The sequence below is a fragment of the Citrobacter sp. TBCP-5362 genome, from assembly GCF_005406305.1.
Classification (GTDB): domain Bacteria; phylum Pseudomonadota; class Gammaproteobacteria; order Enterobacterales; family Enterobacteriaceae; genus Citrobacter_B; species Citrobacter_B koseri.
Window position 1 is genome coordinate 2,586,204 of sequence record NZ_CP040234.1, and the last position, 19,662, is coordinate 2,605,865.

At 51.6% G+C, this 19,662-nt stretch carries 21 protein-coding genes; 8 read left to right on the forward strand and 13 right to left on the reverse strand.

Annotated features, from left to right (window positions below; all coding sequences use genetic code 11):
- Positions 1-5: 5 nt before the first annotated feature.
- Positions 6-713: a CTP synthase gene (locus FD428_RS12380; protein ID WP_012132680.1), complete on the reverse strand. Its 708-nt coding sequence runs from the start codon at positions 711-713 to the stop codon at positions 6-8.
- Between the two features lie 217 nt (positions 714-930).
- Between FD428_RS12380 and FD428_RS12385 the strand changes: the two genes are divergently transcribed.
- The gene (locus FD428_RS12385) at positions 931-1,278 is read left to right on the forward strand and encodes a DUF488 domain-containing protein (RefSeq protein ID WP_114848557.1); all 348 of its coding nucleotides are present in this window, start codon (positions 931-933) and stop codon (positions 1,276-1,278) included.
- 55 nt (positions 1,279-1,333) lie between these two features.
- On the opposite strand, the gene FD428_RS12390 is transcribed toward FD428_RS12385, so the two are convergent.
- A complete protein-coding gene (locus FD428_RS12390) occupies positions 1,334-1,588 on the reverse strand; it encodes a DUF333 domain-containing protein (protein WP_114848558.1) in 255 nt (84 codons plus the stop codon).
- Between the two features lie 170 nt (positions 1,589-1,758).
- On the opposite strand from FD428_RS12390, the gene FD428_RS12395 reads away from it, so the two are divergent.
- Positions 1,759-1,857 (forward strand): YoaK family small membrane protein, encoded by a 99-nt coding sequence (locus tag FD428_RS12395; protein WP_024130398.1) that lies wholly within the window; start codon positions 1,759-1,761, stop codon positions 1,855-1,857.
- Positions 1,858-1,996: 139 nt separating this feature from the next.
- Here FD428_RS12395 and FD428_RS12405 read toward each other — a convergent pair whose 3' ends face one another.
- Entirely contained in the window at positions 1,997-2,245 is a 249-nt protein-coding gene (locus FD428_RS12405) for a GlsB/YeaQ/YmgE family stress response membrane protein (RefSeq protein ID WP_012132684.1), read from the reverse strand.
- 466 nt (positions 2,246-2,711) lie between these two features.
- Here FD428_RS12405 and fdhF point away from each other — a divergent pair, with 466 nt between their 5' ends.
- On the forward strand, positions 2,712-4,859 hold the full coding sequence (fdhF, locus tag FD428_RS12410) for a formate dehydrogenase subunit alpha (RefSeq protein WP_012132686.1): 2,148 nt from the start codon (positions 2,712-2,714) through the stop codon (positions 4,857-4,859).
- 63 nt (positions 4,860-4,922) lie between these two features.
- Here the strand turns inward: fdhF and FD428_RS12415 are convergent, their stop codons facing one another.
- From FD428_RS12415 to FD428_RS12445, 7 genes are all read right to left on the reverse strand, one after another.
- Positions 4,923-5,570, reverse strand: a complete 648-nt coding sequence (locus tag FD428_RS12415; protein WP_058669016.1) for a hypothetical protein — start codon at positions 5,568-5,570, stop codon at positions 4,923-4,925.
- A gap of 232 nt (positions 5,571-5,802) precedes the next feature.
- Positions 5,803-5,985, reverse strand: coding sequence for a DUF1869 domain-containing protein (locus FD428_RS12420; RefSeq protein ID WP_012132688.1), 183 nt, complete (start codon positions 5,983-5,985; stop codon positions 5,803-5,805).
- Positions 5,986-5,988: 3 nt separating this feature from the next.
- Positions 5,989-6,351, reverse strand: coding sequence for a DUF1971 domain-containing protein YeaR (yeaR, locus tag FD428_RS12425; protein ID WP_024130400.1), 363 nt, complete (start codon positions 6,349-6,351; stop codon positions 5,989-5,991).
- Between the two features lie 186 nt (positions 6,352-6,537).
- Positions 6,538-7,176 (reverse strand): leucine efflux protein LeuE, encoded by a 639-nt coding sequence (leuE, locus tag FD428_RS12430; protein WP_012132690.1) that lies wholly within the window; start codon positions 7,174-7,176, stop codon positions 6,538-6,540.
- A gap of 209 nt (positions 7,177-7,385) precedes the next feature.
- Positions 7,386-8,036, reverse strand: coding sequence for a metal-binding protein ZinT (zinT, locus tag FD428_RS12435; protein ID WP_024130401.1), 651 nt, complete (start codon positions 8,034-8,036; stop codon positions 7,386-7,388).
- 136 nt (positions 8,037-8,172) lie between these two features.
- A complete protein-coding gene (locus FD428_RS12440) occupies positions 8,173-10,617 on the reverse strand; it encodes a trimethylamine-N-oxide reductase 2 (protein ID WP_114848559.1) in 2,445 nt (814 codons plus the stop codon).
- A gap of 20 nt (positions 10,618-10,637) precedes the next feature.
- A complete protein-coding gene (locus tag FD428_RS12445; protein ID WP_114848560.1) occupies positions 10,638-11,732 on the reverse strand; it encodes a NapC/NirT family cytochrome c in 1,095 nt (364 codons plus the stop codon).
- A 531-nt stretch (positions 11,733-12,263) separates the two neighbouring features.
- Here FD428_RS12445 and uspF point away from each other — a divergent pair.
- Positions 12,264-12,692, forward strand: a complete 429-nt coding sequence (gene uspF / locus FD428_RS12450; RefSeq protein ID WP_012132695.1) for a universal stress protein UspF — start codon at positions 12,264-12,266, stop codon at positions 12,690-12,692.
- Positions 12,693-13,358: 666 nt separating this feature from the next.
- Here uspF and FD428_RS21905 read toward each other — a convergent pair.
- The 3 genes from FD428_RS21905 to icd all read right to left on the reverse strand — a co-directional run bounded on the left by FD428_RS21905 (position 13,359) and on the right by icd (position 16,527).
- Complete coding sequence (locus tag FD428_RS21905; RefSeq protein ID WP_012132696.1) at positions 13,359-13,490, reverse strand: hypothetical protein; 132 nt, start codon at positions 13,488-13,490, stop codon at positions 13,359-13,361.
- 123 nt (positions 13,491-13,613) lie between these two features.
- Complete coding sequence (locus tag FD428_RS12455; RefSeq protein WP_114848561.1) at positions 13,614-14,573, reverse strand: Kdo(2)-lipid IV(A) acyltransferase; 960 nt, start codon at positions 14,571-14,573, stop codon at positions 13,614-13,616.
- 703 nt (positions 14,574-15,276) lie between these two features.
- A complete protein-coding gene (icd, locus tag FD428_RS12465; RefSeq protein ID WP_047457457.1) occupies positions 15,277-16,527 on the reverse strand; it encodes an NADP-dependent isocitrate dehydrogenase in 1,251 nt (416 codons plus the stop codon).
- Positions 16,528-16,699: 172 nt separating this feature from the next.
- Here icd and rluE point away from each other — a divergent pair, with 172 nt between their 5' ends.
- From rluE to hflD, 4 genes are read left to right on the forward strand one after another with little or no spacing between them, the layout of a single operon-like run.
- On the forward strand, positions 16,700-17,353 hold the full coding sequence (gene rluE / locus FD428_RS12470) for a 23S rRNA pseudouridine(2457) synthase RluE (protein WP_047457460.1): 654 nt from the start codon (positions 16,700-16,702) through the stop codon (positions 17,351-17,353).
- A gap of 9 nt (positions 17,354-17,362) precedes the next feature.
- A complete protein-coding gene (locus FD428_RS12475; RefSeq protein WP_047457463.1) occupies positions 17,363-17,824 on the forward strand; it encodes an NUDIX hydrolase in 462 nt (153 codons plus the stop codon).
- Between the two features lie 54 nt (positions 17,825-17,878).
- Positions 17,879-18,985, forward strand: coding sequence for a tRNA 2-thiouridine(34) synthase MnmA (mnmA, locus tag FD428_RS12480; RefSeq protein WP_024130406.1), 1,107 nt, complete (start codon positions 17,879-17,881; stop codon positions 18,983-18,985).
- Between the two features lie 35 nt (positions 18,986-19,020).
- Complete coding sequence (gene hflD, locus FD428_RS12485; protein ID WP_024130407.1) at positions 19,021-19,662, forward strand: high frequency lysogenization protein HflD; 642 nt, start codon at positions 19,021-19,023, stop codon at positions 19,660-19,662.

The following is a 19,662-nucleotide window of genomic DNA, read 5'->3' on the forward strand; positions in this document are numbered from 1 at the left end:
TGTTTTTATCCCCGTGCGGCTCGCAGCATCGCCTGCACCAGGGGAACGGGTTTTCCCGCCAGCGCGCCACGTTCATGCTGAAAAAGCGTACCAACGAAAAAGGGATGCGTTACCAGTTCCACGGCACGGATGTCTCCCGCCTCATCCCACCCGGTAACCCGCAAATCGCCATTCTCAAGTTCAGCGGCAAAATCCTCTGATACCCCGTAGTTGCAGTGATACCCTTCGGAGATAACGTCCTGCCCGTAGGCTTTGGCGACCAGCGTATTCGCCCTCAGTTCGATATCATCCGTTTTTTCCACCAGCGAGCAGCTCAACGGGGCGATAACCATCCGACCGGAAGCATCAGTTTCGGCGTGCGCCGCATCGCGCCAGCCCAGCACGTTGCGGGCATACTCGAGGATCGCGTGCTGGAATCCGCCGCAGGTTCCCAGAAAAGGAATGCTGTTTTCACGGGCATAGCGAATAGCAATCAATGCCCCTTCGGTATTTTTATAGGGACTGCCGGGAACAACCCAGATGGCATCATAGCCCACCAAATCTTCGTCACTATTGATGTCGGGCGTCGTCAGCCAGTCATAGTCCGCCATTAACTCCAGCACGGCGGCCGCATCATCAATAGCAAGGGGTATGGCCTGGTGCGCCACGATATCGGGGTTGTAATCACCCACCAGCGCAATACGTAGCGTGTCTTTAACAGGGGAAAGTTCCATGAGGCGTTCCTTATGTCAATGCAATGAGGGACAACATAAGGAACCTCAGACTACCGATCTTTTACTGTTATCACAATCCCTTAAATTGAGGAGGTTCGAAGTGCTATAGTGATGACGTTCTACGTTTCAGAAACAGCCTGCTACGTCAGCATGACGCGGCACGATTTTCCGGCAATCAGATTAATGAAGTCATGGCCTGGATTGAGGAGAGAAAAGGATGAAAATTCAGTGTAAACGCGTCTACGACCCGGCAGAAAAAAGCGACGGCTACCGTGTACTGGTTGACAGGCTGTGGCCGCGAGGGGTCAAAAAAACCGAGCTGGCCTTTGACGAGTGGGATAAAACGCTGACGCCTTCATCTGAATTACGCAAGGCCTTTCACTCTGAAGTGATTGATTTCAAGAACTTTACTGCGCAATACCGGAGTGAACTCGACCAACAGAAGCAAGAAGGTAAACGGCTGGCGGACATTGCCCGCCAGCAGACGCTGACCCTGCTATATGCGGCAAAGAACACAGAGCAGAACCACGCACTTGTCCTGGCCGACTGGCTACGCGGATTGTGATTCGCACACAAAATCCGCAAAAACACGGCGCACGCGCAAAGCGATGCGCCAGGTATCACTTATCGCTGGCAGGATGATCTCTGCGCCAGAGATCCCACTCTTCGATCACTTCTCCGCCGGGCAGTTTGCATTCCGTGCGTACCCCTTGCGGGCTTTGAACGGGCACTCGCGTACCGCCCTTCTGTTCGCAATAGACGGCAGCCGGGTTTGCCATACCTATCTGCGGAGGTTTCGGCGCCTCGGGCTGGGATGACGACGAACAGGCGGAGAGCGCCAACGCGCACGGCAGCGCGACAAACATGAATCTCATATGAACTCCCGTTAACATTACACCCCGACAGGTTAACCCGCCTGCCGTTGTATCTCCATGTTTTCTTGCGATGCGTATCAGAATGAAAAGCGTGACGTTAAAACATCTTTTGTCACGCACGACGCCCTGCTATCCTTGCTCGTCTTCCTATAACGAGAACGGGTGATAGCATGAAATTAGGCATTATTTTTCCTGTCGTAATTTTCATCACGGCGGTGACTTTTTTGGCATGGTTTTTCATCGGCGGCTACGCCACGCCGGGGGCGTAACGATGAAGAAAACGACGCTCATCATGATTGGCATTGCGATTATCGCGGTGGCAGGAACCAACCTGGGCTGGTGGTAACGGGCTTATCAAAATAATAAAGGCCACCAACGGTAGCCTTTTAGTCTTACGAACTACTTCGCTTAACTTTTGATTTTTCTGTAGATAAACAGAACGACAATCGCGCCGATAACCGCTACGGCAAAGCTGCCAAAGTTGAAGCCGTCAACTTTGCCAAACCCGAAGAACGTGCTGATCCATCCCCCTACCACGGCACCGACGATCCCCAGGATGATCGTCATGAAGAATCCGCCGCCATCCTTACCAGGCATAATCCACTTCGCCAGAATACCTGCAATAAGCCCAAAGATAATCCATGAAATAATGCCCATTTTTTCCTCACTTATGTTTGTACGTTAGCGGTTTACTCGCCGTTAAAAAGAATAGCACATCATCAGAGAATTGAAATTTGTGATAAATGTCACTTTTATTATTTTTTCTTTACTCCCATAAAAGTTGGGGTTGCAAGTTTAGATGATAAAGATTATCTTTCTCATTACTGAATAGTTGAGCAAATCACTCAGGTATTCAGTACGACATTGCTCACATTGCTTCCAGTATTTTTGCCCGCCTCACTGAGTGCGGGCTTTTTTTTGACGTTTACTCGTCATTTATGACGAATCCCCTGTCATTTTCTTCATCTTTTCGCAGACAAGCCCCGCCGCGTCTGAGTTTCTGTTTCTGGCACGGTTTGTGCTTTAACAGCCCGTCGCTACGACAAACCGAAGCCAGCGCCATGTCGCGCGTCGGCTTCGACTACAATTCGCGCTATTTCAGCTTTTAACAGGTCTGTTATTGATGAAAAAAATCACCAGTGTGTGCCCGTACTGTGGGGCCGGGTGCAAGCTCAAGCTTGTTGTTGAAAATAACAAAATTATCCGTGCCGAAGGCGCAGAGGGTGTAACCAACCAGAACCAGTTATGCCTGAAAGGCTACTATGGCTGGGACTTCCTTAACGACACGCGGCTTCTGACGCCACGTCTGACCCGCCCGATGATCCGCTATCAAAAAGGCGGAAAATTTACCCCCGTCAGTTGGGATGAAGCGATCCGCTATACCGCACAACGCTTATCCGCCATTAAAGAAACCTTTGGGCCCCGCGCCATTATGACGACGGGCTCTTCCCGTGGGACAGGGAATGAAACCAACTACGTCATGCAGAAATTCGCCCGCGCCGTACTCAATACCAACAATGTCGATTGCTGCGCCCGCGTATGCCACGGCCCTTCCGTCGCCGGGTTGCAGGAGACGCTGGGTAATGGGGCGATGAGTAACTCCATCAGCGATATAGAGAACTCCAAATGCCTGCTGATTTTCGGCTATAACTGCGCAGACTCTCACCCTATTGTCGCGCGCAGAGTCATTAAGGCCAGGCAGAACGGCGCCAAAATTATTGTGTGCGATCCCCGGCGCATTGAGACCGCCCGTATTGCCGATCAGCACCTGCAACTGAACAACGGTTGCAATATGGCGCTGGTTAACGCCTTTGGCTACGTTCTGCTTGATGAACACCTTTACGACACGGAGTACGTACAAAAGCACACGGAAGGACTGGAGGCCTACCGGGAGACCGTAAAAGATTACGCCCCGGAATCCGTCGAACATTTAACCGGCGTCCCTGCCCAGCAGGTGCGTCAGGCGATGCGAACGTTCGCCGCCGCCCCTTCCGCCACGGTCATGTGGGGAATGGGCGTGACCCAGTTTGGCCAGGCTGTCGACGTCGTGCGCGGTTTGTCGAGCCTGGCGCTGCTGACGGGCAATCTGGGACGTCCTGACGTCGGCGTCGGCCCGGTACGCGGTCAGAACAACGTCCAGGGAGCGTGCGATATGGGCGTTCTGCCTAACCAGTTCCCCGGATACCAGGACGTGACGGATGCAGCCGCCAGAGAGAAATTCGCGCAAGCCTGGGGAATCGATGCCAGCCTGATGGATGACAAAGTCGGCACGCGTATTACCGAGGTGCCGCACCTGGCGATGGAAGGCAAAATTAAAGCCTACTACATCATGGGGGAAGATCCGCTGCAAACCGAGGCCGACCTGGGGCTGGTGCGGGCCGGTTTCGAGGCGCTGGACTTTATCGTGGTGCAGGATATTTTCATGACCAAAACGGCAGAAATGGCGGATGTTCTCCTGCCCGCGACCTCATGGGGCGAACACGGCGGCGTCTTCACCTGTGCCGACCGAGGCTTCCAGCGGTTTGAAAAAGCCATCGACCCCACCGGAGATGTGAAGCGCGACTGGGAGATTATCAGTCTGCTGGCGACCGAAATGGGCTACCCGATGCATTATGAAAGTAACCAGCACATCTGGGATGAGATGCGCGAACTGTGTCCGCTTTTCTACGGCGTCACTTGGGAGAAAATGGGCGATATGGGGCATGTGCAGTGGCCGTGCCCGGACCTTGATCACCCCGGTACGCCGTATCTTTACGCACATAGTCAGTTTGATACGCCCAGCGGCAAAGGCAAGTTATTCGCCGCGCCGTGGCGGGCTCCGGCGGAAGTTCCTGATGATGCGTTCCCGATGGTGCTCTGTACCGTTCGCGAAGTGGGACACTATTCCTGCCGCTCAATGACCGGCAACTGCGCTGCGCTACAGGCGCTGGCAGATGAACCTGGCAACGTGCAAATCAACACGAACGATGCGGAAAAACTGGGGATTCGTCATCGCGAACTGGTGTGGGTGAGCTCACGTCGCGGTAAAGTCATCAGCCGGGCCGATGTTTCAGATCGCATTAACCAGGGAACGGTCTATATGACCTATCAATGGTGGATAGGCGCCTGTAACGAACTGACTCAGGATAATCTTGATCCGATTTCGAAAACGCCTGAAACCAAATACTGCGCCGTGAAGGTCGAAGCCATTACCGATCAGCGCTGGGCGGAAAACCATGCTGCCCAATCGTACAGCGATATGAAGTCGCGTTTATGCGAGGCAATTGCATAAGCCGCGTTGTGCCTGTTAGCCCGGGTTCGGGAAAAGGAACCCGGGCGTTTTCATCAGCGAACCTCAATATTCCGCATGCTGTGGTTCCGCCGTCTGCAACGCAATATATTCATCTTGTTTATCGCGTTTCATAAACGTCAGCGTAACCAAAAAAAGCCCGATCATGAACGGCAATTCGTACAGTTCTTCAATCAAATCGGTGTATTGCTTACTGTGCAGGAACAGCGGCGCCAGTAACCGATGATGCTCCACCGTATCGGAAATTAAAAACGCGCAGGCAGTAACAGTTAGCAACCACAGCGGCAGGGATTCTTCACGCAGCCGACGCGCAATTTCCTGGCGCAAAGTCTTTGAGATCAATACCGGAAGCACAAGCGCGGCGATCAGGACGACGGAGATCCCCCGGAAGATCATTTTGGGATGATCAGGAAAATAGTCGCGCCCCCAGCTGGTGCTTCGCCCTAATAACACCAGCCACCACACCACCGCCCAAAGCCAAAACTGCTTTGCGCCGTCAGGGCGAGACAACGGCCTGATATACCAGGCGGTAAATAGCGCACCAAACAGTAGCCATAGCGCCTGCCCATTTTCAATCCATAACACCACGACGCCATTTAGCAGAGGTACGTGCCAGTTCGCAGTGAAAGGAATAACCAACGCAACAAGCGCAAGGACGAGAGCCGACGAGGTTAATCGAGTATCAAATTTCATGGTGGTCATTTTCTGTTCAGTGTTTGATGCTCAATCATATATTTTATGAATGCCAGAGCATTAACAAACAATGCGATGTTCTTAAGGTTTCCTTAATATTTCTTTTCAATTAATTTCAGTTGTCAGGTACATGCTGATATCAGGCGAAAAAAAAACCGCCCAGCGTCGTGATAGCGCTGTGCGGTTTAGCGTAACGGTTAAAAAATCGCGGTCGCAGGCTTCCCGAACGGGATCACCAGCCGCAAACGTCGTGCTCGTTTTCGGTGTCGTATGAGCGCACGGTGTTCACCAGATCTTTCACCACTTCTGCCGCAACGTCCGGGACCAGCAGTGTCATCGGCGCTTCAGTTTCATAATCAACTGAAACACCGTTGCTGTTATTGGTTACGGTAACGGTATAGGTCGCTTTGCCCATAATTTACTCCTTCCCGGTATGAATGACTTTTCGTTGGCTGGCGCTTTCCATCAGCACTTCCGGGGCAACAAAAAAGTCGATGTTAAAGTAGGTATCGTCGCTCATCACTTCGATGTTGTGCCATTTTTCCGGGGGAAAAACGCCGAACTGACCGGCTTCAATGATCATCACTTTTTCCGGTTCCGGGCTGTGTTCATCTGCGTATCCGAGATATTTGACCGCCCCCTGCATAACCGACAGGCGAGGATAAACCCCTGGTCGGGTTCCTTTATCAAGGTGGCGTTCGAAAATTCCGGCTGGCGCGGTGTCTTTATTCCAGAACGGAGTGGAGCGTGTATGGATATGATTTTGTGGAATTTGAAGCATTTTATTCCCTCTTCCAGTAACAACCAGCGATCTTACTGAATCGCTGCTGTAAAAAGGGTACGCCTCATAAGATGTGTTTTAAATACCATTTATTGGTTATTTTTTTCCGTCGCGCGTGGCGGTGAGCATCATCTTTAAGTAAAAAGTAAAAACGGAAGGCCCACAGAGTGCGCGGGCCTGATGGCGTTATGACTGAAGCGTCGCCAGACGTGCGGCAAAACCAACGAAAATCAAACCGATAAGGGAATTCCCCACCTTCGCCAGTTTCTTTTTCGTGCGAATGTACTGCGTTACAAAAGCGCCCGAAATAATCAGGAAGCTCAGATAGAAAAAGCTCACCACTTCAAGCGTTGTCGCCAGGATAAAAAATGACAGCCCCGCGTGTGGCGCATTGACGTCAATAAACTGGACGAAAAATGAAACGTAAAAAAGGATGGCTTTGGGATTGGTCAGGCTCAGAATTAAGGCACGTTTAAAGATTGCGCCAAACGGAACCTCATCATGCGCCACTTCGCTCCCTTTCGATTTGAGCGTGGCGTAAAGAATCTTCGCACCAAGATACAGCAGATAAAAAGCGCCGAGATAACGAACGATATTAAACAGCACCGGCGTTGTTTTTATTAATGTTGCGACGCCCGCGTACGCCAGAAACATCAGCACCGCATCGCCAATGAACACCCCGCTGGCGGCGAGATACCCGCCTTTCATCCCTCGCCCGACGCTGTTTTTCAGCACAAATATCGTATTAGGCCCCGGCACCAGCACGATAAAAATGGCCCCAACCAGATACGTCCAGTAGTTCAGAACTCCATACTCTGCGAACACGTTAACCTCTTCCTGAAAAAAACAGATACGCTTTACTGCGAAACAATATGCTAACGAATGAACTGAATGATGGGAAGGGAAATCATAGCGTTGCGTTATATCATGATATTTACCGGCAAAGGCGCCCTACTTATGACAGATATCGCTCTTTTGGGACGCCGTCACAACACGATGGCGGGTCCTGCCGGGCCCGCCATAATAACAACATCTTAGTGGTGCAACATCTCGTCGACGACCTCTTCGGCCTTCAGCTGGTACGGATAATAGGTTGGCCAGTTATCCATTTCTTCAAGCAATGCCTGCTGGGAAGTGTTCCCCATAAAGATATGGAAATGGCTCGACTTACGCGGCGCGATAATATGATCGCTGAACTGCACATATTTAGGCGCGTTGCTCTTCGCATCTTTACACTCAAACAGATAGCGAACGCCTTTTTTACCGGATGCGTAGGTCAGGATTTTGTGTCCGGCATAATCGTATTGGCAGGACTCAACCTGATTACCGGTGTGAAATTCCATGACGCCATTCTCAATGCCGATAGTATCCACATTGGTGGCGTAGCCTTTACGGTAATAGGCCTTAATCTCCTCGGCCGTTTTGCTGTTATCTTTCTCCGCTTTCTTTTTAAATACCGGATCAAGCTCCCCGCTTACCAGATACGGATAAACAGACTGCCACATACCGTCCCAGTCCGTTAGCGCCCTGTCCTTCACGTTTTTATCGTCAAAAACGCCTTCTGCCGCCTTTTGCTCCATCTCCGTTAGCGGTGCGCCATGTGAATGGTGCCCATGCGCAAGCGCGTGTCCACTAACCAGAAGCATTCCCAGAGCTACTGCTAATTTTTCAAAATGAATCGCCAAAATATCACCCTCAATCAGTGCGTAAAGATGGAATGTTATAATATAACATCATCATTAATTCAACTCTGAATGAGAAGCATAAAAAACGGGAGCACACAGGCTCCCGCTTATTCCGACAAACTAACAGTCCCCGGCGTTACAGAGTGACAATCTCTGGCTCATCAAATACCGTGAGCGTCGGGGCTTCGCCGGTAAATTTCTCTGCGTATACCAGGGTCGTATTCCCCGCGCAGCCGTTCGCCAGTCTTGACGTCGGGATGTCCGCCGTCAGCACGTTGGCGCCGCCGTTTTTACAGATGCCATTCTCGATATCAGGCCAGGCGCCTTCATGGATACAGATGATCCCCGGCTTGATCCCGTCGCTGACGTGCGCCCCGACCAGAACCTGACCACGACCATTCCATACACGTACCAGGTCGCCCTCGACAATTCCCCTTGCCTTCGCATCATCTGGATGAATCGTCACCGGCTCGCGATCGGCAATGGCATACTCTTTTCGCAACGACGCATAGTTCAACTGACTGTGCAGACGGTGTGCCGGATGGGCGGTCAGCAACTGTAGCTGATCCTTATCCGCAGACCCTTTCCACTCATCCGGTTCAATCCATGAAGCATGAGGCGGACAGTCTTTGTAGTGATAACCTTCAATGGTTTTTGAATAGATCTCGATCTTACCGCTTGGCGTACCGAGCGCATTCATGACCGGATCATGGCGGAAATCGGCATAACGCACATACTTGTTGTTCTTTTCGTTCTCGCGCATTTCAATCAGCTTATTCTGCTGCCAGAACGCATTGAACTGAGGCATTGCCACACGTTGAGCGCGAGCCGCCTTTTGCGCGGCGTCGTAGAATTGCTTCAGCCACGCCATCTCATCTTTACCTTCGGTATAGACCGCTTTGCCGCCGGGTTTGAGCATCTCAGCTAAATCAGCAAAGACGTCAAAGTCATTACGGGCCTCAAACTGCGGCGCAATCACCTGCTTCATGGGCACCAGATGCTGGTTGCTGTAGTCTCCGGTCATCGTGAGATCGTTACGTTCAAACGATGTGGTGATCGGGAGAACAATATCGGCATGTTTCGCCGCCGCCGTCCAGTAACACTCGGAAATCACCACCAGCTCGGGCTTCTGCCACGCTTTGATTAAGCGGTTGGTATCCTGATGATGGGTAAAGTTCGCGCCGCCTGCCCACCAGATCATTTTGATATCCGGGAAGGTCTGCTCTTTACCATTATGCTGATATTTTCCTCCCGGGTTTTCCAGCGCCTCCACAATTCGCGCCACAGGCAGGTTCACCACCGCATCCGATACCGCCCAGTCGTTCCCTGCCGACGATCCCCCCTCAATTTGCGCCGATATCGCAGGCAGTACACCACCGGTACGCGTCGGGTTCCCGCCGTTGGAATAGTGATAGGAGAAACCGAAACCGCCGCCTTCCGTCCCAATTTGCCCCAGCATCGCGGCCAGCGTCACCAGCATCCAGTGTTTTTGCTCACCGTATTGCTGACGTTGAATCCCCCAGCCCGCCATCAGCATGGTTTGGTTGCTGGCAAAAATTTCCGCCAGTTTCTCAATCTGTTCTGCGGGTACGCCACAGACACCGGATGCCCATTCAGCGGTTTTCTCAACGTTGTCGCTCTTGCCGAGCAGATACTCTTCAAACTGCGGATAACCGGTGGTGTATTTTTCCAGGAACGCTTTATCGTGACGCTCTTTTTTCACCAGCGTATGCGCAATCCCCAGCATCATCGCCACGTCAGTTCCCATATGCGGGGCGATCCACGTTGCATTGTCGCCAAAAAACTCAATGGTTTCTGAGCGCATTGGGTCGATCGCGATAACGGTTTTTCCCGATTTCTTCAGCAGATTAAAATACTCAAGCCCTTGTTCATCCGTACTGCTCCAGGCAATTTTTAACGTGTTGAGCGGGTTCATCCCCCACAGCACCACCACCTGGCTGTGCTCAAGCACCATCGGCCATGTCGTCTGTTGTTCGTATACCTCAACCGATCCCACAACATATGGCATGATAACCTGCGCCGCCCCGGTGGAATAATCCCCGGTATGGCCTGCATATCCCCCGGCCATACTCATATAGCGTTGCAGCAACGTTTGCGCTTTATGCAAGACGCCGCTGGAGCGCCAGCCATAGGAACCCGCAAAAATGGAGGACGGGCCATAGCTGCTACGAATACGGCTATGCTGCTCATGAATGAGTTTCAGCGCCTGTTCCCAGCTCACCCGCACAAAGGGATCGCTTCCCCGTTTACCGTCCGCTTTACCTGGATTTTCCAGATAGCTTTTACGCACCATTGGGTATTTTACACGGACGTTGGTATGTACCTGATCCGGCGCGGTTTGCTGCAATGAGTTCGGTATGGTTTTAGGTAATGCGCCTTTTGAAGAGACAACTTTGCCGTCTTTAACCTCCACATATACGGCCCCCCAACGTGCGGCAGTCAGGATGGCGCCGCCATTTTGGTTTTCGGCCCAGGCAGGCATTGGGATCACCGAAGAAATCGCCATAGTCCCGGTTGCCGCTCCAGCCGTCTTGATAAAGTCACGTCTTGTGAGTTTCATGATTTCTCCTGGTATTATCACTATTCATGCATGTCTTTCGCGTTGTACTGGAAGTAACGGCTCAGGATATCCAGTTCGTTTTCACTGATGTTGGTACGAGCCCCCATCCCTTTCGCCACAGAGGGCCAGGCATTGAGGGTAAAATGCTTCGCAGGAATCGGCGCATGGCAGCCTGCGCAGTACACATTGTCGAGTTTGCGCGCGTAGTCCCACATCGGTTCGCGGCTGGCGAGCGCGGAGCCGCTCCACTCGCCCTGTAGCGCCACATCCCGCCACGCGTTACCGTAATCATCTTTTTTCCAGTCAGAGAGAATGTTGAGTGATTGCTGCCCTTTCTCACTCAGACTGGCAAGGATCAACCGCTGGCCTGCCGCGTAGTAAATAACCTGCTCACTCCCCTGCATCTGGCTCCCGCGAATCTCCACCAGCCGTGACGTTTCCGTCGATTTCAGGACATGCATTTGCGTGGCCGGATAGACGGTTGCCAGATCGCCAAGTGCGGTATTGCTTACGGCATAGAGCGTTTTTGCAGATGCGGGGGTGGATGCAGACTGGGCCTCAAGCGCTTTGAGGGCGCTGTCGTCCATTGTTATTTCGGGTGGGAAGTGGGCGACGCCTTTGTGGCAATCAATACAGGTTTGTTTTTCCTGAATGCCCATTTGGTGCATTTTGCGGGCATCAGCGCTTTGCGCGTCAATATCCATCGCATCCATGCTATGACAGCTACGACAGGTTGCGGAGTCGCTGGCTTTCAACTGCGCCCAAACGGTTTGCGCCATCTCCAGACGATGTTCTTCAAACTTCTCTGGCGTGTCGATTTTTTTGGTGATGAACTGATGATAGACATCTTTCGAGGCAAGGAGCTTGGCTACCAGGTAATCCACCCCGCCCTCCGGGATATGGCAATCCGCGCATTCCGCACGAATCCCCTTCTGATTCTGGAAGTGAACCGAGCCCGTATACTCCTCATAAGGCGCCTGCATCGTATGGCAAGACAGACAAAATTCAGTGCTCGATGTTTTATGTAACGTCCATTGCCCCGCTAAAACAATTACTGCGCCAAGAACGATGCAAAGCAGCATCGTCCATAAAATGGTTTTATTTATTTTTCTCATTCTTCATTCTCATCAGACAACTACCCTTTTAGAGGTAGACAATAATTAGACTGAGCAGGTTAATTATTGATATCCATCAAGCGAGGATGTGAATAAGAATTAGCATGCAAGTAAATTTGAAGGGGATCGCAGATTACACAGCAACGGAATATATGAGTATAAAATCATTAAAACACAGTGAGTTACACTGTATTGTATAGATATTTAAACCAGTATTAAATTAAATGTCAGGAGAAAGTTTCAAATAATTAAAATGGCGATTCAAGAGAGAGAAAATATTCCGTCGTTATATAAATAAATATACAATGAAATAAAGTAAAACGGAACCCATTACTGCTTCATAACGATATTCACGGTAAAAATCATTGTCCTGACAGCCATCATGTCGGTAACACCTTCTGGTGGACGTTTTGTGTCTACATTCTTACGACTTGCGGATTCGTTCACATGACTTTGATCTGATTACTTCTTATACAACCGATAAGTCCAGTACACTTAAGGTGGAGATAAAACAAACAGGAGGTGGTGAATATGTATCGTTCTATTCTGGTGCCGATTGATATCTCAGAAGCCAGCTTGACCCGTCAGATCATCCCGCAGGTTGAGGCGCATGCTAAAACCGCAAAGGTGCATTTTTTGGCCGTAATACCTTCTGTCCCATTCTATGCCTCACTGGGTCTGGCCTACTCCAGCGAGTTCCCGGATAGAAGCGGTCTTCAGTCAAAGGCCGCCGTCAAACTGGAGGAAATTGTTAAACAATTCAATATCCCCGAGGGCAGGAGCCAGTCCCATGTTGTCTACGGCCCGCCCAAAGATCAGATCCTCAAACTGGCGGATGCGGTAGAAGCCGACCTGATTATCATTGCGTCGCATCAACCGGGTTTCAGCACCTATCTGCTGGGTTCAACTGCTGCGGCCGTTGTTCGCCATGCAAACTGCCCTGTTCTGGTTGTACGCTAATACCACTCGCTAACCCTGGCGAAAACGGGAGCCAACAGGCTCCCGTTCTTGTATCACACCTGTTTTCTGATGAATGACTCCCGATAAAAACAGCCTTATAAAACGAATGGTTGAATCATTAAATGATAATGGTTATCATTCTCTTGCTGTAAATACCTTAGCGCCTAATACAGGTATTGAAAGCACGACATTGCTCACATTGCTTCCAGTATGATTTTGCCCGCACTCTGTTGCGGGCTTTTTTTGCCAGAGTATTCATGCTCTCAGGGAAAAGAGCATGTGAGTCGTTAAACATTAAAAGGATATTTATGAACATAAAGAGAGTTGCCGGCACGATTTCAATCGTATTGTTGACGGCTTGTGTCGACTCAGAAGTACAACCCGCGCCCTCTTCCGCCAGCCCAATTTGTCAGGGATTCGGCTGCGTAAAAACTCCCGGGAAACTTCCCAGCCGCGCCGCCACCCATAAACCGACAAAAGAAGAAAGAAACCGTGTGATCCGGGGCGAGAAACCCGATTTTGGCTCCGAAGAGTGGAGTGTCGGGGGTACGCTACCTGGCTGGTGATTGCAGGTGCAGAGTCGTCACTCTCACAACACGCCATTCTACTGACATGAAAAAACGGGAACTGACAGGTTCCCGTTCTTGTTTATCCTCAGGTGCATATTTACAGATACCCGGCGATATAACCGGAGATCATACGCACAAGATAAGGCCACCCGGCCATGACAAGCAGCATCAGCAGCGCGATAAGCAGCCCCGTTAATACTGACCGAATGCGTTCATGTTCCGTACCCATTTTCACCTCCCCTGACCGCAGAAAATGAATGACTAAATTCCCAATAGCACGAACACATGACAGGTTTATGACGGCATTATTGACCAGTAACCGCCCGGAGGCGGTTTGAAACCAGGAAACGAGCTATTCGCCGTTACTCTCAATCGCGTTTTCCTTCTTCCCATACAAGGCCGGCTTGCCTGCTGGTCGGGTCTTAAAGCGACGGTGTAGCCACATATATTGTTCAGGAGCCAGGCTGATTGCGCGTTCAATCGCCCGATTCATTCTGGTCGCAACGGTTTCCTTGCCCTCGTCATACAGTTCATGGCCGATATCCGGGAGGATGATCAGCTCGTACCCTCTTCCATCCGCTCGGCGTCGGGGAACAAAAGGTACAACCGCCGGTCGCGCGCTTCTGACGAGCATGTAACTGCCTGCGGTAGTCGCCGCATCGGGAACATCAAAAAAAGGAACAAACACGCTGTTACGAGCGCCATAGTCATGATCAGGTGCATACCAGACAATCTCACCTTGTTTGAGCACTCGTATCATGCCTTTTAAATCATAGCGATCGAGCATGGTTTTATTTGAGCGAAGACGTCCTCGCGTCTGCAACCAGTCATACAGCGCGTTATTGTTCGGCCTGTATACGCCAATGCCCGGATTGAGCATCCCAAATATGCGCGCCCCAAGTTCAAGAGTAAGAAAGTGCATACCGATGAGAAGCACGCCTTTATTTTCAGCTCGCGCACTTTCCATATGTTCATAACCCGTAACCGTAAACCATTTGCGTAAACGCCTGTCTGACCAGAACCAGGCGATACCGGTTTCAAGTACCCCCATGCCTACCGACTCAAAATTTTTAATCAGTAATTTCTCACGCTCCTTCACAGGTAACGCCTTAAAGCAAAGTTCCAGGTTGCGACGGGCTATTGTTACCCTGCGAGGCAATGCGCGCATGGCCACTCTCCCCAGACAAGCGCCAAGCCTGAGCAGAATGGGATAAGGCAGCAAAACAGCACATCGTAAGAAGAAAATACCCAGCCATAGCAGCCAGTAGCGAGGATGAAAAAAAGCGAATGAAAATGTTGGGAGTCTCGTCATTGAGTAAAATACGTTCCGGTTTACTGATAACTGCGGTGTTAGCTATCTGACTATTACAAAGAGGGGAAAACTAAAGCCCCGGTTAGCACAAAAAGTCTATAAAAAGACGAAAAAGTCGTTTTGTCATTTTTTGCGACTTATCCCCTGCTCACCGCGAGGTCGTAAAAACGTCATTACCTTTTCGCCGCCACGTGACCGATCGGACAATTTCAGGTCTATTCATTAAGCACAGTTGAGGTTATGTTATTACATAACTTTTAGTGAGAAGGGTAATCATCAGATGAAAGTCAGAAACATATTCGCCATATCACTGGCTGCCTCGTCGTTCAGTTGCCTGGCATTCAAATCGCCGCCCAACGTAGTACCCGGTACGGCTCCTGATAACGTTCGCACACTCGAAAGTAAGATTCTGGGAAGTTTTTACAGTCAGCATGGTACTGAGCCGCAGACAACATTTTTGGGAACCTGTGATGCTTCACCCGTTCCAGGTTGTTCATGCCCGTTTTGCACAATGCTCCGTAGCCATATTCGCTGATGGGCTAAACGTCTGAGCCACTGGCAGATGCGCATCTTCCCCGTCTGGAGACTTGCGAAGTATCGTCTTAATCCTCTGCGAATTCGACATTCAAAAAACGAGTTCGAATGCTAATAATAAAAAACGGGAACCCTCAGGCTCCCGTTCTTGTTTAACCCAGAAACTGGATTACATATTTGCGATGATCGCGTCGCCAAACTCTGAACATTTCAGCAGCTTAGCGCCTTCCATCAGACGTTCGAAATCGTAAGTGACAGTCTTCGCGGCAATCGCGCCTTCCATCCCTTTGACGATCAGATCTGCGGCTTCGAACCACTGCATGTGGCGCAGCATCATCTCAGCAGACAGAATGATGGAGCCCGGGTTAACTTTATCCTGGCCCGCGTACTTCGGCGCAGTACCGTGAGTCGCTTCAAACAGCGCGCACTCGTCACCGATGTTCGCGCCCGGCGCGATACCGATACCACCAACCTGCGCAGCCAGGGCGTCAGAGATGTAGTCGCCGTTCAGGTTCATACAGGCAATCACGTCGTACTCAGCCGGACGCAGCAGGATCTGTTGCAGGAACGCATCGGCGATCACGTCTTTAATCACGATCTCTTTGCCGGTGTTCGGGTTCTTGATTTTGACCCACGGGCCGCCGTCGATCAGCTCACCGCCGAATTCATCACGCGCTAACTGGTAGCCCCAGTCTTTAAACGCGCCTTCGGTGAACTTCATGATGTTGCCTTTGTGAACCAGGGTCACAGAATCACGGTCGTTAGCGATGGCATATTCAATCGCCGCACGCACCAGACGTTTGGTCCCTTCTTCGGAACACGGCTTAATACCGATACCACAGTGTTCAGGGAAGCGAATTTTCTTCACGCCCATCTCTTCACGCAGGAATTTGATCACTTTCTCGGCATCCGCAGAGTCGGCTTTCCATTCGATACCTGCATAAATATCTTCAGCGTTTTCGCGGAAGATGACCATGTCGGTCAGTTCAGGGTGTTTAACCGGGCTTGGGGTGCCCTGATAGTAACGAACCGGACGCAGACACACGTACAGGTCGAGTTCCTGACGCAGCGCCACGTTCAGGGAACGAATACCGCCGCCGACCGGGGTAGTCAGAGGGCCTTTGATGGCCACGCGGTAATCACGAATCAGATCCAGGGTTTCAGCAGGCAGCCAGACATCCTGGCCATAAACCTGAGTGGATTTTTCACCGGTGTAAATTTCCATCCAGGAGATTTTACGCTCGCCTTTATAGGCTTTCTCGACAGCGGCATCGACCACTTTGAGCATGGCTGGGGTTACATCAACACCGATACCGTCGCCTTCAATGAACGGGATAATCGGATTTTCAGGAACGTTGAGTTTGCCGTTTTGCAGGGTGATCTTCTTACCTTCCGCCGGAACAACTACTTTGCTTTCCATTCACCTCTCCTTCGAGCGCTTCTGGTTTGCTCGTCTGTCATCACGCTGCATGTGCGTTTGCGTCCTGCGACACGGATGCATTAGAGCAACTTTTTTGTTAATGATTTGTAATGAGCGTGTCAATACTACCCTATTGTTTGCTGCCATGAAAGACACTCGTTATTAGGCTATAATGCGGCAATTGATAAGCCCTGAAAATACCATGCAAAAAACTTCTTTTAGAAATCACCGGGTTGAGCGATTCAGCTCACGACAAGTCACTAAGCGGCGGAAAGAAAACCAGCCAAAACGCGTGGTTTTGTTCAATAAACCTTACGATGTTTTGCCGCAATTTACGGATGAGGCCGGGCGCAGCACATTAAAAGACTATATTCCTGTCCAGGGCGTCTACGCAGCAGGTCGTCTGGACAGGGACAGCGAAGGTCTTCTGGTGCTCACCAACGATGGCGCATTGCAGGCTCGTCTGACGCAACCCGGCAAACGTACCGGTAAAATTTATTACGTTCAGGTTGAAGGCGAACCCACCGCAGAAGCGCTGGAAGCCCTGCGCAATGGCGTGACGCTCAATGATGGCCCCACTCTGCCTGCGGGCATTGAGGTAGTGGACGAACCCGAATGGCTGTGGCCGAGAACGCCGCCGATTCGCGAACGAAAAAGTATTCCCACCCGCTGGCTCAAAGTGACCTTATATGAAGGCCGTAACCGTCAGGTACGGCGTATGACGGCGCACGTCGGCTACCCTACGCTGCGACTGATCCGCTACGCAATGGGCAACTACACGCTGGATAATCTTGCCAACGGCGAATGGCGAGACGCTACCGATTAAGGAAAAACCATGTTCAAACCGCACGTCACCGTCGCCTGCATCGTCCATGCAGAAGGTCAATTCCTCGTGGTGGAAGAGACCATTAACGGCAAAGCGCTCTGGAATCAGCCAGCCGGACACCTGGAAGCTGACGAAACGCTGGTGGAAGCCGCCGCGCGCGAACTCTGGGAAGAGACAGGGATTACCGCGCAACCCCAGCACTTTATTCGTCTGCATCAATGGATCGCACCGGACAACACGCCGTTCCTGCGTTTCCTGTTTTCCATTGAGCTTGCCAGGATGTGCGCCACTGAACCTCACGACAACGACATTGACTGCTGTCGCTGGGTCAGCGCCGACGCGATCCTCAACGCCCCCAACCTGCGTTCGCCGCTGGTTGCCGAGAGCATTCGTTGCTGGCAGAACGGGCAACGTTATCCGCTGGCGATCATCGGCGAATTTAACTGGCCGTTTACAGAGGGTGTCAAGTAAAAGGGCTGCGTGATAGAATACGCCGCCTTGAAGTTCAATGTCGTGAGTATTCCAATGTCAGAAAGCCCAAAAAAAGTGATCGTCGGCATGTCCGGCGGTGTCGACTCCTCCGTTTCCGCCTGGCTGTTGCAACAACAGGGCTACCAGGTAGAAGGCCTGTTCATGAAGAACTGGGAAGAGGACGACGGTGAGGAATATTGCACAGCGGCAGCCGACCTGGCTGATGCGCAGGCCGTTTGCGACAAACTTGGCATTGAACTGCATACCGTAAACTTTGCCGCAGAATACTGGGACAACGTTTTTGAACTCTTCCTGGAAGAGTACAAAGCGGGCCGCACGCCGAACCCGGATATTCTGTGTAATAAAGAGATCAAATTTAAAGCCTTCCTCGAATTTGCCGCTGAAGATCTGGGCGCTGATTATATCGCCACCGGTCACTACGTCCGTCGCGCGGATGTGGACGGCAAAAGCCGCCTGCTGCGCGGGCTCGACGGTAACAAAGATCAGAGCTACTTCCTTTACACACTCGGCCATGAGCAGATCGCCCAAAGCCTGTTCCCGGTCGGTGAGCTGGAAAAACCGCAGGTACGCAAAATTGCCGAAGACCTCGGTCTGATCACCGCGAAGAAAAAAGACTCTACCGGCATCTGCTTTATCGGCGAACGTAAATTCCGCGAGTTCCTCGGTCGCTATCTCCCGGCGCAGCCAGGAAAAATCATCACCGTAGACGGCGACGAAATCGGTCAGCACCAGGGGCTGATGTACCACACGCTGGGCCAACGTAAAGGTCTGGGTATCGGCGGCACCAAAGAAGGCACCGAAGATCCGTGGTACGTGGTCGATAAAGATGTCGAGAACAACATTCTGGTTGTCGCTCAGGGTCATGAGCATCCACGTCTGATGTCCGTCGGCCTGATTGCCCAACAGCTTCACTGGGTCGATCGCGAACCGTTTAGCGGCACCCTGCGCTGCACGGTGAAAACCCGCTACCGCCAGACCGACATTCCGTGCACCGTGAAAGCGCTGGATGACGAACGCATTGAAGTGATTTTTGATGAGCCGGTAGCCGCAGTAACGCCGGGTCAGTCGGCTGTCTTTTATAACGGAGAAGTGTGCCTCGGCGGCGGTATTATCGAGCAGCGCCTGCCCCTGCCGGTATAATTATTCTCTATAACTGATACAAGGAAGCAGTGATCGTGGCAAAGAATTATTATGACATCACCCTCGCACTGGCAGGCATTTGCCAGTCAGCACGCCTGGTGCAACAGCTGGCGCACCAGGGGCACTGTGATGCCGATGCGCTACACGTTTCACTGAACAGCGTTATCGATATGAACCCCAGCTCTACGCTGGGCGTATTCGGCGGCAGCGAAGCGAACCTTCGCCTCGGTCTGGAAACCCTGCTCGGCGTCCTGAATGCCAGTAGCCGCCAGGGGCTGAACGCAGAGCTGACGCGCTATACGCTGAGCCTGATGGTGCTGGAGCGCAAACTGTCAGCCGCCAAAGGCGCGCTGGACATGCTGGGCGAGCGCATTAACGGCTTACAGCGTCAGCTTGACCATTTTGACCTGCAATCAGAAACGCTGATGAGCGCGATGGCCGGTATTTATGTCGATGTCATCAGCCCGCTGGGGCCGCGCATTCAGGTGACGGGCTCACCCGCCGTGCTGCAAAGCCCGCAGGTGCAGGCAAAAGTTCGCGCCTCGCTTCTGGCCGGTATCCGTGCCGCAGTGCTCTGGCACCAGGTCGGCGGTGGCCGCCTGCAATTAATGTTTTCTCGTAATCGCCTGACCACTCAGGCAAAACAAATTCTTGCTCATTTAACCCCGGAGTTGTGA

Bases quoted from the DNA above. Each gene is read 5' to 3' on its own strand.
- mnmA (WP_024130406.1), top strand. From the start codon at position 17,879: ATGTCAGAAAGCCCAAAAAAAGTGATCGTCGGCATGTCCGGCGGTGTC.
- FD428_RS12420 (WP_012132688.1), bottom strand. From the start codon at position 5,985: ATGGGCAAAGCGACCTATACCGTTACCGTAACCAATAACAGCAACGGT.
- uspF (WP_012132695.1), top strand. From the start codon at position 12,264: ATGTATCGTTCTATTCTGGTGCCGATTGATATCTCAGAAGCCAGCTTG.
- FD428_RS12475 (WP_047457463.1), top strand. From the start codon at position 17,363: ATGTTCAAACCGCACGTCACCGTCGCCTGCATCGTCCATGCAGAAGGT.
- FD428_RS12440 (WP_114848559.1), bottom strand. From the start codon at position 10,617: ATGAAACTCACAAGACGTGACTTTATCAAGACGGCTGGAGCGGCAACC.
- icd (WP_047457457.1), bottom strand. From the start codon at position 16,527: ATGGAAAGCAAAGTAGTTGTTCCGGCGGAAGGTAAGAAGATCACCCTG.
- FD428_RS21905 (WP_012132696.1), bottom strand. From the start codon at position 13,490: ATGGGTACGGAACATGAACGCATTCGGTCAGTATTAACGGGGCTGCTT.
- FD428_RS12390 (WP_114848558.1), bottom strand. From the start codon at position 1,588: ATGAGATTCATGTTTGTCGCGCTGCCGTGCGCGTTGGCGCTCTCCGCC.
- FD428_RS12385 (WP_114848557.1), top strand. From the start codon at position 931: ATGAAAATTCAGTGTAAACGCGTCTACGACCCGGCAGAAAAAAGCGAC.
- rluE (WP_047457460.1), top strand. From the start codon at position 16,700: ATGCGGCAATTGATAAGCCCTGAAAATACCATGCAAAAAACTTCTTTT.
- FD428_RS12405 (WP_012132684.1), bottom strand. From the start codon at position 2,245: ATGGGCATTATTTCATGGATTATCTTTGGGCTTATTGCAGGTATTCTG.
- FD428_RS12455 (WP_114848561.1), bottom strand. From the start codon at position 14,573: ATGACGAGACTCCCAACATTTTCATTCGCTTTTTTTCATCCTCGCTAC.
- FD428_RS12395 (WP_024130398.1), top strand. From the start codon at position 1,759: ATGAAATTAGGCATTATTTTTCCTGTCGTAATTTTCATCACGGCGGTG.
- yeaR (WP_024130400.1), bottom strand. From the start codon at position 6,351: ATGCTTCAAATTCCACAAAATCATATCCATACACGCTCCACTCCGTTC.
- fdhF (WP_012132686.1), top strand. From the start codon at position 2,712: ATGAAAAAAATCACCAGTGTGTGCCCGTACTGTGGGGCCGGGTGCAAG.
- FD428_RS12445 (WP_114848560.1), bottom strand. From the start codon at position 11,732: ATGAGAAAAATAAATAAAACCATTTTATGGACGATGCTGCTTTGCATC.
- FD428_RS12380 (WP_012132680.1), bottom strand. From the start codon at position 713: ATGGAACTTTCCCCTGTTAAAGACACGCTACGTATTGCGCTGGTGGGT.
- FD428_RS12415 (WP_058669016.1), bottom strand. From the start codon at position 5,570: ATGAAATTTGATACTCGATTAACCTCGTCGGCTCTCGTCCTTGCGCTT.